The following is a 15269-nucleotide window of genomic DNA, read 5'->3' on the forward strand; positions in this document are numbered from 1 at the left end:
ACGGGCCACTTCGCGACAGAACGACTCACTCAGCGACAGACGCATACCGTGCCCCTGGTGTCTTCACGCGCCCGCGACACGGCCCTCGCACCGCGCCGCGACACGGCTGAACGGGCTCTCACCTTAGAACGAACGCGCAGGGCTCCGTGGGTACAAGTCGCATATATGACAGGCCCATTGGAGTGCGCCCGCGCCGGGCGCCCCACCGTGGCGGGCGCGGCGCGCATGGGGCAGATTGGGTCCATGACGAATGATCAGGCCGTGCCGCCCGCGCTCGACACCCGGGTGCCGCACTCCGCCCGGATGTACGACTACTGGCTCGGCGGCAGCAGCAACTTCGCCGCCGACCGCGCCCTCGGCCAAACGTTCCAGGAGGCCATCCCCAACATTCGCACCATGGCCCTGGAGAACCGCAGATTCCTCGGCAGGGCCGTGCGGCTCATGGCCGGCGCCCACGGCATCCGGCAGTTCCTGGACATCGGCTCCGGGATTCCCGCGCCGGGCGACACCCCGTCCGTCACCGGGATCGTCGCCCCGGACAGCCGGATCGTCTGCGTGGACAACGACCCCATCGTCCAGGCGCACTCCCAGGCGTACGAGCGCGAGCGGCGCGCCGAGGCGGAGGCCGCGGCGCTCGGGGCGCGGCGCGCGCCGACCGGCGGGGAGAGCACGCGGGCCGGCGGGGGAAGAGCCCCGACCGGCTGGGACGGCGCGCCGACCGGGGGCGCGCGGGAGCGGACCGTGTACCTCCAGGGGGACCTGACCCGCCCCGAGGAGCTCCTGGCCTCCCCGGAGGTGACCGGCACGCTGGACCTGGACCGGCCCGTGGGTCTGCTGCTGGTGGCGGTGCTCATGCTGATCAGCGACGAGGACGACCCGTGGGGCCACGTCGCCACGCTCCTCGACGCCCTGCCGAGCGGCAGCATGGTCGCCGTCACCCACCCCGGCCGGGACTTCGAGCCGCGGGCCATGGCCCGGGTGGTGGAGGCGGCCCGGCGCGGGCACATGACCCTCGTGCCGCGCACGCGCGCCGAGGTGGGGCGCTTCTTCGGCGACTGGGAGCCGCTGCCGCCCGGCCTGGTGCCGGTCATGAGCTGGCGCCCGGAGAACGCGCCGCCGCCCGACCCCAACGCGGCGTACTACTGGGCGGGGGTCGCCCGAAAGGCGTAACGGCCCGTCCCATCGGCCCGTCCCTTCGGGCGGAGCCCTCGGGCGGTGCCTCCCAGCGGCGCGGGGCGGTACGGGTGCGGCCGCGGCCGTACGCCCGCCCGTGACCGGTCCCGAACCGGTCCCGGGGACGGGCCCACGACCTGCGGGGACGGGCCCGCGACCACGCGACATGCGCGCACCGGGACGGCGGCTCATGATGGTGGATACACGGGAGCCCGGCCTTCCGGTGGGACCCGTTCGAGTGGCGGCGCCACAGGAGGAACGTCATGGGGAAGAGCGACAGCGAACAGACGTCCAGCGATCGGCCGCGCCAGCTGTTCACCGGCGGCGAGCGCCCCTTCGACCCGGAGGACCTGGTGCGCGCCTCCGGGCGCGAGCCCACCCCGGAGCGGCTGGAGCAGGCCCGGCGGCTGATCGAGGAGAAGGGGGCGGCGGCCGTCGAGCGCTACCTGCCCTAGTCAGGACCGGGCGGACACGACCCCTGGGGCGCGGGCACAGACGCGGACCCGGCACAGACCCGGCACGGACACGGACCCGGTCGGCCGCACGGCCGCGGGCACGCGGGACCGCGGAGCCGGCCACGAGCCCCACGGCGGCAGGAGTGGGTGACCTGCCGCCGGTCGGCCGTGCCCGGCCCCTTCGGGGCGGACGGGGCCCCGGAGGGGCCGGACACCTCTTCGAGGGGTCCGGAGGTGCCGGGCCCCCCTTCGGCACCGGACCGGCGGCATTCCGGCGGCCGCATTTCCTCGCCGAGAGGCTTTTCCACCGCACAGTGCCACCGCGCACGATCAACGATCATGCGATGCCGCACCCGTACCCCGCTCTTTCCGCGCGGCACCGTCATTGCGCGCCGCGTCGCCGACGCCACCGGCAGTGACTCCACGCCAGGATCGCATCACGCTCGGCCACGACGCATGACGCGTTCGCTTCCGCCACCGAAAAGCGACGACGCATTTCGAAGGCGCGCGTACCGGACCGTCCCGGGACGGGCCGTGCCACGCATCGAGCCGGCGCGGCGCGCGCTCCGCGCCCCACCGCGTGCCCCGCTCTGCGCCCCGCTTCGCGTACGCCCCGTCCGACCGCCGCGCCCCGCCGGTCACCCCCGGCACCCGGCCGCCGGGAGCACCGCCAACGCCCCTCTCACCACCGGAACTTGCGAGTCACTTGGGCCCCAGCAGTAGTATTCACCCTCGGGACCGGCGTAATCGACCTGCACTACACAAAGCGTTCACGTGGGTGGTGCTGATTCCAGATGATTCGTCACCGCGGTCGCGATGGCCCTGCCGTATCGGAGGACCCCCGGGGACGGGACGCCACAGGGCGCCATCGCGTCGACGGCCCGCACGAGGCAGAAATGCAGGGGATCGTCGTCACGGTGAAGCCGGGTGACTCCGCCGTACGAGTCCGGCTCCGTGCAGTATTCCGGGTGGGTCCGCTCGAATTCGGTGCAGGGCAGATATCTCGTCCACCGATATCGATCCCGGGGAAGATTGTCATAAGGATAGGCGGCCATGCTGACATGCCATCCGGCGTCCGCCACGAGATCGCCGGTGGCGGCCGCCTGGGCGGCGTAGACGCCATTGAGCCGCCGAATTCTGTCCGGCCGGTCGGCATCCGGCCCCTGGGCCACCCACACCACGCGCGGACGGGCGGCTGCCGGCCCCCGGCTCCCGGCCGCTCTCCCGATCTGGTCGGTCAACTCCCGTGCGTCGGACCGCAGCCGCTCGTAGTACGCCTCCGTCCCCGCCGGGATTCCGTTCATGCACGGCGTGAACTGCCAGGAGTTGCCCCAGAATTGCAGGACCACCACGTCCGTCCGCTCGGCGCGGACGAGGGCGGCGGCCTTGTGCCCGGCGGGCACGTACGAGGTCTCGGGCCTGCCCTCCAGATAGTCGCAGAGCGTCATGCCGCCGTACGGCACGGCGCGGACCCGGGCCCGGCCCGCCGCCTCGATCTCCGCCCGCACCACCGCCGCGCTCTCCGTCGCGAGCGAATCCCCCAGGTAGAGCACGTGAAACGGCTCGGCACCGGCCGCGCGCCCGGCGGCCGGGGCGGCGACCGGGGCCGCCACCGCGGCACTTCGAGCAGCACCCCCGTGGCCGGCCCGGGCGACGCCCCCGTCCGCACCCCAGGCCCCCACCACGGCGAGAACCGCGACCACGGCGGCCAGCCCCGCCCGTACCGACCGGGCCCCGGCGGTCCGCACCGACCCCGAGCACCCCCGAGGAGATACCAAATCCGCACCTCCTGAACAGGACATATTCACGCGCCTTTGACGGGGCCAAAGGTCGCCTTACGCCATCGCTTTGCCGTACCATGCCCGATTCCGTCGTGTGACGAACATCAAGTCGCTGCCGCTCGGCGCGCGAACGCCATTCCCGACTATGATCAATCGGCCTACCGGGCAACCGGCGTGAATGGCCATCAGGTCGTTAATGGCACCGTGACCAGAACTCGACCGAAAGCTTGCCCTGACCTGACACAGGCCATACCGCAGACGCGACAATCCAACGAGCACAGAGCAAAGCTGAAGCCCCTCCCATCCCCCGGCTCGGCATGAAAGGTTTCCCGTGTCCGTCATCCCCCGTTATCCGCTCACGGCCTATCAGCGTGACATATGGGCCGCTGCCTCGCTGCTCGCCGACGCACCACAGTTCAACTGTGTCCTGCACGAACGGCTCGAAGGCACGGTCGACCACGATCTGTTGGCGGCGAGTGTGGAACGGGCCCTGCTGCGCGGGGACGCGTTTCGTCTTCGCTTCGACGAGGAGGACGGCACCCCCTGGCAATGGGTGTCCGAAAGCGCCCCCGAGGTGCGCCGGGTGGACTTAACCTCGGCGGCCGACCCGGCGGCGGCGTGTGCCCAGTGGCTCGAGGAGGAGCTGCGCCGGCCCGTGCCCCTGCGCGACAGCGCCATGGTCGAGCCCACCCTGCTGGTGGAGAGCCCGACCGTCGTCCATCTCCATGTGAAGGCGCACCACCTCGTCCTCGACGGCTGGACCGTCAACGAGCTGGGCCATCAGATCTTCGAGGACTACGCCCGCGCTCTGCGCGGCGAGGACCCGCTGCCCGTCGAGGGCGCCCCCGCCTACCGTGACTTCGTCGCCGAGGAAGCCGCCTACCGCGCCTCCGCCGCGCACGAGTCCGACCGCGCGGCCGTCCGCGAGGCGCTCCTCGGCGCGACGCCCACGCTGTTCCAGCGCAAGGCCCCCAGCGGCGCCCGGCGCACCGCGCGGTACACCTTCACCCTCGACGGCGGGCTCATGGAGCGGGTGCGGGCCGCCGGCCACTCACCGTTCGCCTATGTCGCCACCCTCTTCGGCGGCTACCTCGCCCGGGTGCACCGCAGCGACGACGTCCTGATCGGCGTCCCCCTCCTCAACCGGGCCCACTGGCGCGAGGGCGTCATGGGGCAGTTCGCCAACATGCTGCCGCTGCGCGTCGCGGCCGGGGACGAGCGCCCGCTGGCGGAGGCCGTCGCCGACACCCGGAGCGCCGTCCGGCTGCTCCAGCGCCACCAGCGGCTCGCCCTCGGCGACGCCCTGCGGGACCTGGCCCGGGCGGGCGGGGCCGGGGCCCCGCGCCAGCTGTTCGACGTCACCCTCTCGTACATGCGGCACGCCCGCCCGGAGCCGCTGCCGGGCGTCGAGCGGCGCACCGCGATGTTCGCGCCCGCCCACGACCAGGACGTCCTCAGCGTCCACATCTGCGACTTCGACGACGCGCCCGACCTCCGGGTCGAGCTGATGTACGCGGAGGACGTCTTCGACGAGGACTTCCCCATCGCCTCGCTGGCCGGTCACCTCACGACGCTGATCGAGAAGGGCCTGGAGTCCGGGGACCGGCCGCTGTCGGCGGTCCCCGTGCTGACCGAGGCCGAGCGGGCGGATCTGACCCGCGGCCGCGCCCGCGGCCCGGTGGTCCCGTACGCCGATCGGGCCACCGTGCACGGCCTGTTCGAGGCCCAGGCGGCCCGCAGGCCCCAGCAGACCGCCCTGGTGGACGGCGCCACCGGTCAGTCGCTCAGCTACGCCGAGCTCGACGCGCGCGCCAACCGGGTCGCCCGCGCGCTGCGCGCCGAGGGCGTGGGCCCGGACGACCGGGTCGCGGTGCTGATGGAGCGCGGGCCCGCCCTGCTGGTGGCGCTGCTGGGGGTGCTCAAGGCCGGTGGCGCGTATGTGCCGGTGGACCCCGGATACCCGGCCGAGCGCATCCGCTTCCTGCTGTCCGACAGCCGGGCCAAGGTCGTCCTCGTGGACGACGCCCTCCCCCAGGGCCTCACCACGGGCCCCGCCGCGGAAGGGGCCGGCCCTGCCGCGGAGGCGCCCGCGACCGCCACCGGGGCCGCCGAGGCCGGCGGAGCCACCGGGGCCGGCGCCCCGGCGATCGCCGCGGCCGTGCGCCCGCTCTCCGACCTGCTGGCCGCCCAGCCCTCCGGGGCGCCCCTGGAGCCGCTGGCCACCTCCCGCGACCTCGCCTACGTCATCTACACCTCCGGCTCCACCGGCCGCCCCAAGGGCGTCATGGTGGAGCACCACAGCGTGGTGAACCGGCTGGCGTGGATGCAGCGCGCGTACCCCATCGCCGAGGGCGACACCCTGCTCCAGAAGACCCCCGTCTCCTTCGACGTGTCCGTGTGGGAGCTGTTCTGGTGGGCCGTCGAGGGCGCGCGGCTGGCGCTGCTCCCGCCCGGCGGCGAGAAGGACCCCGAGGTGATCCTGCGCACCATTCAGGAGCGCCAGGTCGGCGTGGTGCACTTCGTGCCCTCGATGCTCGGCCCGTTCCTGGACCTGCTGGAGGACTCCCCGGAGCTGGTGGCCGCCACCCGCTCGCTGCGCACGGTCTTCTGCAGCGGCGAGGCGCTGCCGCCGGCCCGCGTCGAGCAGTTCAACCGGCTGCTCGGCGGCGGCCCGGCGCCGGCGCCCCGGCTGGTGAACCTGTACGGGCCCACCGAGGCGACGGTGGACGTCTCGTACCACGACTGCCCGGACGGCTCCGCGGGCCCGGTGCGCCGGGTGCCCATCGGCCGCCCGATCGACAACACCCAGCTGTATGTGCTGGGCGCGCACGACGAGCCCCAGCCGGTGGGCGTCCCCGGCGAGCTGTGCGTCGGCGGCGTGCAGGTGGCCCGCGGCTATCTGGAGCGCCCCGAGCTGACCCGCGAGAAGTTCGTCGACGACCCGTTCACCCCCGGCGGTCGGCTGTACCGCACGGGCGACCTGGCGCGCTGGCTCGCCGACGGCTCGATCGAGTACCTCGGCCGCATCGACGGCCAGGTGAAGATCCGCGGCAACCGGGTGGAGACCGGTGAGGTGTCCGCCGCGCTGTGCACGGCGCCCGGCGTCCGGGACGCCATCGTCGTGGACCGCGTCACCGAGGACCGGGGCACCCACCTCGTGGGCTACTACGTCGCGGCGGCCGAGGTGCCGGCGGCGACCCTGCGCGCCCATCTGCGCGAGCGGCTCCCCGAGTTCATGGTCCCCGCGCTCTTCCACCGCATCGACCGGGTGCCGCTGACGCCCAACGGCAAGGCCGACCGCAGGGCGCTGCCGGAGCCCGGGAGCGCCCCCTCGCCGGCCGGGCGCCAGGAGCCGCGCACCGAGGCGGAGGCCGTGCTCGCGGGCATCTGGGCCACAGTGCTCAAGGTCGAGCGGGTCGGTGTCCACGACGACTACTACGCGCTCGGCGGCGACTCGATCCTGATGCTGCGGATCAGGGCGGAGGCGGCGCGGCACGGCCTCCACTTCTCCCTGGGCGACCTGGTGCGCAACCCCACCGTGGCGGCGCTCGCCGCCCTGGCGGACACCGGGCCGCGCGAGGGCGCGGGCGGCGAACTGCGGCCCTTCGCCCTGGTGTCGAGCGTGGACCGGGCCCGGCTGGAGGGCGTCGCCGAGGACGCGTATCCGCTGACCCGCCTCCAGCTCGGCCTGCTCTACCACAGCCGCCGGGACGAGCGCTCGGCCGTCTACAAGGACGTCTTCCGCTACAGCCTCGAACTGCCGTGGGACGAGGCGGCGTTTCGCGCCGCCCACGAGCGGCTCGTGGCGCGCCACCCGGTGCTGCGCTCCTCCTTCGACCTGGCCCACCACTCGGAGCCGCTGCAGATCGTGCGCCCGCGGGTCGTCGGGGGCCTCGACATCGCCGATCTGCGCTCGTGGGGCGCGGCGGAGGCGGAGGCGGAGATCCTGCGGCACGTCGAGGAGCGCCGCTACCACCCGTACGTGTTCGACCGGGCGCCGCTGCACCTGCTGCGCGCCCATGTCCTGCCCGACGGCGTGGAGCTGGTGCTGAGCTTCCACCACGCGATCCTGGACGGCGGCAGCGTGGCGAACCTGCTGCGCGAGCTGCTCCAGGACTACGCGCACCGCCTGGGCCTGGGCATCGGGCCGGTCGCCGAGGACACCCTGCCCTCCCCCGCCCACCATGTGCTGGCGGAGCGGCGGGCGCTGGAGTCGGCGGACACCCGGCGCCACTGGCGGGAGCTGCTGGCCGGTGCCGACCCGCTGCGCGTCGAGGGGTGGCGGCCGCACGAGGCACCGGCCGGCGCCGAGCAGATCGTGCGCCGGGTGGAGCTGCCCGAGGAGCTGGCCGCCGGGGTGCGCCGACTGGCCCACGAGCACGCGCTGCCCGTGAAGTCCGTCCTGCTCGCCGCGCACTGCCTGACGCTGCGGCTGCTGACCGGCCGCGAGGACGTCGTCACCGGGGTGGTCACCCACGGGCGGCCGGAGCGGGAGGGCGCCGAGCGGATCGCCGGGCTGTTCCTCAACACCGTGCCGGTGCGGCTGGACACGGCCGCGGAGAGCTGGCTGGCCGTGGCCCGGGAGGCCTTCCGGCAGGAGCGCGAGGGCCACGCCCACCGGCTCTACCCGCTGAGCGCGATCCAGGAGGACCACGGCTCCGCCGTGTTCGAGACGGCGTTCAACTACGTCCACTTCCGCCAGCTCGCCGAGGTGCTGGATCTGCCCGGCGTGCGGCTGCGGTCCTTCCGCACCTGGGAGGAGACCAACTTCGCGCTGCTGGTCAACGCGGTGACCGACCCGGCCGGTGACCGCCTCGGGCTGCGGATCGACTGCGACGGCCGCGTCTTCGGCGCCGGCCAGGCCGATCTGCTGGCCGAGAGCTACCTGGCGGTGCTGCGGCGCATGGTGGAACGGCCCGGGGAGGAGGTGGACTTCGCGTTCCTCGCGCCGGCGCCCGCGCGCCCCGCGGCCGTCGTGCCCGCCCCGCGCGGTGTGGTCGCGTCCTTCCTGGAGCAGGCCGCCCGCACCCCCGCCGCGACCGCCCTCGCCATGGGCGATCAGCGGTGGAGCTACGAGCGCCTGGCCGCGGCCTCCGGCGCGGTGGCGCGGCGCCTCGCGGACCTGGGCACCCCGGCCGGGGCGCGGATCGGCATCGCCATGGACCGCTCCCCCGAGACGGTCGCCGCGATCGTCGGCACGCTCAGGGCGGGGGCGGCGGTCGTCCCCCTGGACACCGGCTATCCGCCGGAGCGGCTCGCCGCGATGATCGAGCGCTCCGCCCCGTACCGGGTGATCGCGCACGAGCGGCACGCGCATCTCGTGACCGACCGGGAGCTGGTGCTGTCCGCCGAGTCCCTGGCGGCGGCCGACGCCGGCGGCACCGACGCCGGTGACCTGCCGCTGCCGAACCCGGAGTCGACCGCGTACGTGCTGTTCACCTCGGGCTCCACGGGCACGCCCAAGGGGGTGGCGATGCCACACCGCTCCCTGGCGAACCTGGTGGCCTGGCAGAACCGGATACCCAGCGGCGCCGTGGGGGGCACGACCCTTCAGTACGCGCCGCTCAGCTTCGACGTGTCCTTCCAGGAGATCTTCTCCACGCTCTGTTCCGGAGGCACGCTGCTGCTGATCGGCGAGGCCGAGCGGCGCGACATGCCCGCGCTGCTGCGGCTGCTCGACCGGGAGGGCGTCCAGCGGGTCTTCCTGCCGTATGTCGCGCTCCAGCAACTGGCCGAGGCGGCCGACGCGCTGGGCATCGCCCCGCGGGCGCTGCGGGTGCTGATCTCCTCCGGGGAGCAGCTGCGGGTCACCGACGAGATCCGGCGCTTCCTGGCGGCCCTGCCGGGGGCCCTGCTGGAGAACCAGTACGGGCCGACCGAGTCGCATGTGGTCACCAGCTTCACCATGACCGGTGATCCGGCCGCCTTCCCGGCGCTGCCGCCGATCGGCCGGCCCATCGACGGGGCCGAGGCGCTCGTGCTCGACGCCCGGCTCCGCCCGGTGCCGCCCGGGGTCAAGGGCGAGATCCACCTCGGCGGGGCCTGCCTCGCCGAGGGGTACGAGGGCCGCCCCGACCTCACGAAGGAACGTTTCCTCGCACACCCGTTCGGCGCCGATGGCGAGGTTCTCTACCGCACCGGCGACCTCGGCCTCGTGCTGCCCGGCGGCGACATCGTCTGCGCCGGCCGGTCCGACTCCCAGGTCAAGGTGCGCGGCTTCCGCGTCGAGACCGCCGAGGTCGAGATCGCCATCACCCGGCTCGCCGGGGACCACCCCGGAATCCGGGAGGTGGCCGTCGTGGCCCGGCGCCGCGAGGGGAATGACACCTTCCTCGCCGCGTTCCTGGTCGGCGACCCCGAGGGCGCCGACCTCGACGAGCTGCGCAAGCGACTGCGCGCCACGCTCCCCGAGTACATGGTTCCCTCGCACATCGAGTGGCTGCCGCGGCTGCCGCTGACGCCCAGCGGCAAGCGGGACGACGCCGCGCTGCGCGCCGCCCCGCTCACCACCGGCGCGACGGCGGCCGGCGCCACGGAGCCCCGGGACGCGTACGAGCGGGTGCTCGCCGAGATCCTGGCCGACCTGCTCCAGCTCCCCGCCGTCGGGGTGCACGACAACATGTTCGACCTGGGCGGCACCTCTCTGACGGCCATGCGGCTGGTGGTGCTCATCGAGCAGCGCTACGGCGTGAACGTGCCCCTCTCCGGCTTCATCGCGGCGCCCACGGTCGCCGAGCTGGCGGCGCGGCTGCGCTCGGGGGACGCGGTGCCGGCGTTCGACCCGCTGGTGCCGATCCGCCCGCAGGGCGACCGCCGGCCGCTGTTCATGGTCCACCCCATGGGCGGCAATGTGCTGTGCTACCTCCCCTTCGCCCGCCACCTCCCCGCCGACCAGCCGCTGTACGCCCTCCAGGCGGCCGGCGCCGAGCCGGGCACCGAGCCGCTGCGCTCCGTGCCCGAGCTGGCGGCGAGCTATGTGGCGGCGCTGCGCCGGGTGCAGCCGCACGGCCCGTACACCATCGGCGGCTGGTCCTTCGGCGGCTTCGTGGCCTTCGAGGTGGCCCGCCAACTGCGCGAGGCGGGCGAGGAGGTCGCGGACCTGGTGCTGCTGGACACCACCGCGCTCAACCCGGGCGAGCGCGTCCGGCACAGCGACGACGCCCTGCTGGGCTGGTTCTTCTGGGAACTGCTGTGGCTGGAGCGCGGCGGCGCCTCGCCGATGGAGGTCATCCCCGAGGGGCTGACCACCCTGGAGGAGAAGTTCTCCTTCATCGCGCGCTTCGCGACGGAGGCGGGGGTGCTCCCGGCCGGCAGCTCGGGGGCGGTCGTGCGCCGGCTGTTCCGCGTGTACGAGGCGAACTGGACGGCGGCGCTGGAGTACCGCCCGGAGGCCGTGCCCCAGGACGTCACCCTCATCCGGGCGACCGAGCCGCTGCCCGAGGTGCTGCTGAGCATGCACGGCGCGGCCGGCAGCCGGCACGAGGACCCGGCCAACGGCTGGCAGCTCATGACGTGCGGCCGGCTGGAGGTCATCGGGGTGCCCGGCGACCACCTGACGATCATGGAGGAGCCGTATGTCGAGTACGTCGCCAAGACGGTCGCCGATGTGATCCAGCGCGAGCCCGCGGCCGTCGCCCCGCCCCGCCGGGCCGACTCCGACCACGCCGGTTCCGACCATGCCGGCTCCCGCCACAGCGGTCCCCACCACCCCGGTTCCGACCATCACCACGAGAAGAAGTGACTCCCATGACATCCACCGGCACCCCCCTCGGCGCGCCCGCCGGCCGGCCCCTGAAGGCCGTCGTCATCGGCGCGGGCATCGGCGGGCTGACCACCGCCGTCGCGCTGCGCCGGGTCGGCATCGACGTGGAGGTCCACGAGCGCGCCTCCGAACTGCGGGCCGCGGGTTCGGCGCTGTCCGTGATGAGCAACGCGATCGCCGCGCTCGACACCCTCGGGATCGACCTCGGCCTGGAGAAGCGCGGCCGGGCCATCGAGACCTTCACCATCATGGATTACGCCGGGTCACCGATCCGGGACCTGCCGCTCAAGGAGGTCACCGACCGGCTGGGCGTGCCCTGCGTCTGCGTCAGCCGAGCCGACCTCCAGCAGGCGCTGCTGGAGGAGGCGGACGGCATACCGCTGACCCTCGGTTCCGCCGCCACCGGCTACACCGCCGACGACACCGGGGTCACCGTCCGCTTCGAGGGCGGCGGCGAGGCCCGCGGCGACCTCCTCATCGGCGCCGACGGCTTCCACTCCGCCGTGCGCCGCCAGTTCGTGGGCCCCGAGGACTCCCGGGACAGCGGCTACATCTGCTGGCTGGCCGTCGTGCCCTTCGACCACCCCCGGCTGACCCCGGGCTACGTGGGCCACTACTGGGGCAGCGGGCAGCGCTTCGGACTGATCGACATCGGCCACGGCCGGTACTACTGGTGGGGCACGAAGAACATGCCCGCCGAGCGCTCCCACCACTGGCCCGGCGGCAAGGACGAGATCACCGAGTCCTTCGCCGGCTGGGCGGAGGAGGTCCAGGAGATCATCCGGCGGACGCCGGAGGAGCTGATCCTCGGCGTGCCCTCGCGCGACCGGGCCTTTCTGGAGCGCTGGGGCGAGGGCCGGGTCACCCTGCTCGGGGACGCTGCGCACCCCATGCTCACCACCCTCGGCCAGGGCTCGGGCATGGCCATCGAGGACGCGGTGGTGCTCGCCCGCACCCTCGCCGAGCTCCCGGGCGACGTGCCGCGGGCGCTGCGGACGTACGAGGACCGCCGCCGGGAGCGCACCCGCGGCATGGTGGCCGCCTCGCGGAGCCTGAGCGATCTGGAGCAGGCCGAGACCCCGGAGCGGCGCGCGCAGCGCGACGACCACTTCCGGCTGGCGTCCCACGCGTCGCTGGTGCGGCAGTACGAGGAGTCGCTCACCTTCCCCGGCCTCGACTGACGGCCTGGACCCGCAATGCGCTGACGGCGCGTCACCCGTTCCGGGTGGCGCGCCGTCGCCGTACATCCACGAGCTGACGGCGGGCGCCCGCCGTCCCGCTGAAGTCTGACGGACAACAGGATCACAGGCTGATCCGCACGGCTCCGGGCGCGCCTAGGTTCGTGATCGTCACTGCTGACGATCGAGGAGAACGGCGATTCATGTACGGCAAGGCGTGTGCCCCGGAGTACCAAGGAGCGCTCGGTTCGGCCCTGTCGGTGAACTCCGATTACGAGGAGGTGCTGGCCACCGCCGTCGAGGCGCAGCGGCGGGCGGGCTCGGAGCTGGAGTACGCGCGGGCCGCGCTCGCCGTGGCGGAGGCGCAGCGGCGGCTCGGTCGGGTGGCGGAGGCCGAGCGGTCCTGGCGGGAGAGCTACCGCGCGGGGCGGCGCGCCGGTGATCCGGGGGCCATGGCCTGGGCGCTGTGGAGCGGGGGGACGCTGGCCCGGCAGCGGGGGTCGCTGGCGCTGGCCCGGCGGTGGCTGGCGGCCGCGGCGGAGCTGGCGGCGTCCGGCGGCGACCGGCTGGCGCGCGGTTACGCGCTGGCGGGGCTCGCCGAGACCGGCCGCATCCAGGGGGACTACGCGGCCGTCGACGCGCTCCACGAGCAGTTGCTCGCCGAGGGCCGGGCGCACGGCGAGGCCCGGCACATGGTGTGGGCGCTGGAGGGCATCGCGCAGATGCACCGCCACCGAGGCGCCCTGGACACCGCGCTCGCGATGTTCGAGGAGGCGGCCGACATAGCGGGGGCGGCGGACGACGCCCGCGGCAGGGCGTGGGCGCTGCGCGGCATCGCCGATGTGCGCTCCCTGCGCGGCGAGCCGGAACGCGCCCTGGAGCTGCTGTCCGAGGCCGAGGCGACCTGCCGGCGGATGCGGCTGACGAGCGCGCTGGCCTACAACCACAAGATGCGGGGCAACGTCCTGTTCCGCGCGGGGCGGTACGAGGAGGCCCGCGCGGTGTACGCGGGGGCGCTGGCGGAGTTCGAGGCGATCGAGGAGCGCCGGGGCGCGGCGCTCTCGCGGCTGGGCCTGGTCAAGTCCCGCTGGCACCTGGGCCGCTCGGCCGGGCGCACGCTGGCGGACCTCGACCTGCTGGGCGCCGAGGTCGCGTCGATCGGTCTGGATCGGGCGCGCGAGTCGGTCGCCTCCTTCCGCGCGGAGGTGAGCGCGGCCGTGACCGGGGCGGGGACGGGGGCCGGCGGCGCGGCGGACACGGCGACGGCGGCCTGACCCGTACGGGCCCGGGACCGTACGAGCCCGGGGCCCGGCCGGCCGCTCACGGGCGGGGAATCGCCGTGGGGCCCGTGGGAGTGCCGATCGCGATGTGGGGCCGGGCCCGCGGGTCCACCCAGGCGAGCAGGCGCGCCATGGTGTCCGCCGGGACGGAGACGCATCCTGCGGTGGCGCCCCGGCCGTTGACGTGCAGGAAGATCCCGGCTCCGCGGCCGCGCACGGGGCGGTCGTAGTTGAAGGCGACGACCAGGGCGTGGGCGTACTGGGTGCGGTAGGAGGCCAGCCGCTCGGCCCGGCCCGGGGCGCAGTCGCGCGGCAGCGGCGCCACCCACCGGTTGTAGGCGGCGGAGGCGGGGTCCTGACACCACCAGGAGTCGGCGGTGACCCGGCGGTAGCGGATCGAGGTGCCGGGCGGGGCGGGCCGCAGTCCGAAGCCGAAGGGCAGCGCGTACAGCCCCGTGGGGGTGGTGGCCGTGCCCTGCTTCCGCCGGTGGCCCTCGACGAGGCCGCCGGCCCCGAAACGGGCCGGCGCCCGGCCGCGCCGCGCCCAGCCGCCGTCGGGGCGCCGGTCCCACCAGCTCAGGGTGCCGGTGGTGGAACGGGCGCCGGGCGCCTCGGCCGTGATGAGCTGCCGGGCACCGACGGACGCCGCCGACCAGGCCGGCGGCGGCGGCTCGGCGGTGTTGGCGGTGACGGTGGCCGTGGCGGTGGTGGTGCCCGGCGCGACGAGCAGCGCCGCGCACAGACACAGGCGCAGCGTAAGACGGAGCGGGAGACGGAGAAGAAGGGGGAGGCGGCGGGGAGCGAGCGCCCGGCATCGCCGGGGGTGGGGCCTTCGCCCGATTCGGGTCATACCCGCACGGTAGAAAACCGGGGGGCGCGCGGGTGGTGACATCACCGATTCTTTTCGACCGGTCCTGCCCGGAACCGCCTCGCGCAGCTCACGTCGATGCGACACTACTGCACATTCGTCAAGGGCTCAGCGGCGGATCGGGGGGCGAACCATGCCCATGTGGGCCGCTTGTTTATGGGGACTCGGGGGAGCCGGCGCCGTCGAGGCGCTCGCGCTGATCGGAGCGATTCGGCGGGTGGGGGGCTTCCCCTGGCAGGTCGAGGGGGAACTGGGACCCGGACCGTACGCCGTGGTGGTGCTGTTGCGGCTCGGCGTCGGGGTGGTCGCGGCCGCCGCGCTGGGCATGAGCGGCCAGATGGGCGTGGTGGCCAGCGCCATCGCGGCCGGCATCGCCGCGCCCAAGCTGCTGGAGCAACTGGGCCAACAGGCCCTGGCCGCCTCCTCTCTCGCCGCCGCGCCGGGGCAGGCGCTGACGGCGTCCGAAACCGGATGTGCCGGCGGCCCGTCCAAGGGTGAGAGCTAGACGCGTGCGCGAGCCGGTGGCACGAGGACCGGCCGGCCGGACGCACGCCGCGCCCGAGGGCGAGAGCCAGAAGGGGGGAGAGATGCGAACCGATTCCCGAAGGGGGCGCCTGTGGGCGGGCCTCCTCCGGCTGACGCCGGCGTTCGTACCGCCGACGCGCCCCGCGCCCGGCGACCTGAAGGGAAAGCTGCTGGTGGGGCTGGCCCGGGCCACCCCCGCCTTCAGCCCCGGCGGCGCGCCGCCCCAGGCGCCGCCGGGGCTGAAGGC

9 protein-coding genes are annotated in these 15269 nt (G+C 74.5%); 7 read left to right on the forward strand and 2 right to left on the reverse strand.

The features are described from left to right. Positions 1–243: 243 nt before the first annotated feature. Both ACSNOD_RS08770 and ACSNOD_RS08775 read left to right on the forward strand, forming a co-directional pair. Positions 244–1170, forward strand: coding sequence for an SAM-dependent methyltransferase (locus ACSNOD_RS08770; RefSeq protein WP_436766220.1), 927 nt, complete (start codon positions 244–246; stop codon positions 1168–1170). Positions 1171–1436: 266 nt separating this feature from the next. Continuing rightward, positions 1437–1628: a hypothetical protein gene (locus ACSNOD_RS08775; RefSeq protein WP_436766221.1), complete on the forward strand. Its 192-nt coding sequence runs from the start codon at positions 1437–1439 to the stop codon at positions 1626–1628. A gap of 770 nt (positions 1629–2398) precedes the next feature. Here the strand turns inward: ACSNOD_RS08775 and ACSNOD_RS08780 are convergent. After that, positions 2399–3376: an SGNH/GDSL hydrolase family protein gene (locus tag ACSNOD_RS08780; protein WP_436766222.1), complete on the reverse strand. Its 978-nt coding sequence runs from the start codon at positions 3374–3376 to the stop codon at positions 2399–2401. A gap of 364 nt (positions 3377–3740) precedes the next feature. Here ACSNOD_RS08780 and ACSNOD_RS08785 point away from each other — a divergent pair, with 364 nt between their 5' ends. The 3 genes from ACSNOD_RS08785 to ACSNOD_RS08795 all read left to right on the forward strand — a co-directional run bounded on the left by ACSNOD_RS08785 (position 3741) and on the right by ACSNOD_RS08795 (position 13623). Next, positions 3741–11150: an amino acid adenylation domain-containing protein gene (locus ACSNOD_RS08785; RefSeq protein ID WP_436766223.1), complete on the forward strand. Its 7410-nt coding sequence runs from the start codon at positions 3741–3743 to the stop codon at positions 11148–11150. A 5-nt stretch (positions 11151–11155) separates the two neighbouring features. After that, positions 11156–12352 carry an FAD-dependent monooxygenase gene (locus ACSNOD_RS08790; protein ID WP_436766224.1) on the forward strand — a complete coding sequence of 399 codons (1197 nt, stop codon included), beginning with the start codon at positions 11156–11158 and terminating at the stop codon, positions 12350–12352. Positions 12353–12552: 200 nt separating this feature from the next. Continuing rightward, entirely contained in the window at positions 12553–13623 is a 1071-nt protein-coding gene (locus ACSNOD_RS08795) for a tetratricopeptide repeat protein (RefSeq protein WP_436766225.1), read from the forward strand. Between the two features lie 46 nt (positions 13624–13669). On the opposite strand, the gene ACSNOD_RS08800 is transcribed toward ACSNOD_RS08795, so the two are convergent. Then, positions 13670–14479 (reverse strand): L,D-transpeptidase family protein, encoded by an 810-nt coding sequence (locus tag ACSNOD_RS08800; RefSeq protein ID WP_436766226.1) that lies wholly within the window; start codon positions 14477–14479, stop codon positions 13670–13672. Positions 14480–14630: 151 nt separating this feature from the next. Here ACSNOD_RS08800 and ACSNOD_RS08805 point away from each other — a divergent pair, with 151 nt between their 5' ends. Further along, positions 14631–15002, forward strand: a complete 372-nt coding sequence (locus tag ACSNOD_RS08805; RefSeq protein WP_436766227.1) for a hypothetical protein — start codon at positions 14631–14633, stop codon at positions 15000–15002. An 82-nt stretch (positions 15003–15084) separates the two neighbouring features. Beyond that, positions 15085–15269: hypothetical protein (locus tag ACSNOD_RS08810; protein ID WP_436766228.1), on the forward strand; the 185-nt coding region annotated here is incomplete at its 3' end.

This window comes from Streptomyces sp. URMC 123 (assembly GCF_051386515.1).
Classification (GTDB): domain Bacteria; phylum Actinomycetota; class Actinomycetes; order Streptomycetales; family Streptomycetaceae; genus Streptomyces.

Coding starts and splice junctions, on each gene's coding strand:
- ACSNOD_RS08800 (WP_436766226.1), bottom strand. CDS start 14,479: ATGACCCGAATCGGGCGAAGGCCCCACCCCCGGCGATGCCGGGCGCTC.
- ACSNOD_RS08790 (WP_436766224.1), top strand. CDS start 11,156: ATGACATCCACCGGCACCCCCCTCGGCGCGCCCGCCGGCCGGCCCCTG.
- ACSNOD_RS08795 (WP_436766225.1), top strand. CDS start 12,553: ATGTACGGCAAGGCGTGTGCCCCGGAGTACCAAGGAGCGCTCGGTTCG.
- ACSNOD_RS08770 (WP_436766220.1), top strand. CDS start 244: ATGACGAATGATCAGGCCGTGCCGCCCGCGCTCGACACCCGGGTGCCG.
- ACSNOD_RS08805 (WP_436766227.1), top strand. CDS start 14,631: ATGCCCATGTGGGCCGCTTGTTTATGGGGACTCGGGGGAGCCGGCGCC.
- ACSNOD_RS08775 (WP_436766221.1), top strand. CDS start 1,437: ATGGGGAAGAGCGACAGCGAACAGACGTCCAGCGATCGGCCGCGCCAG.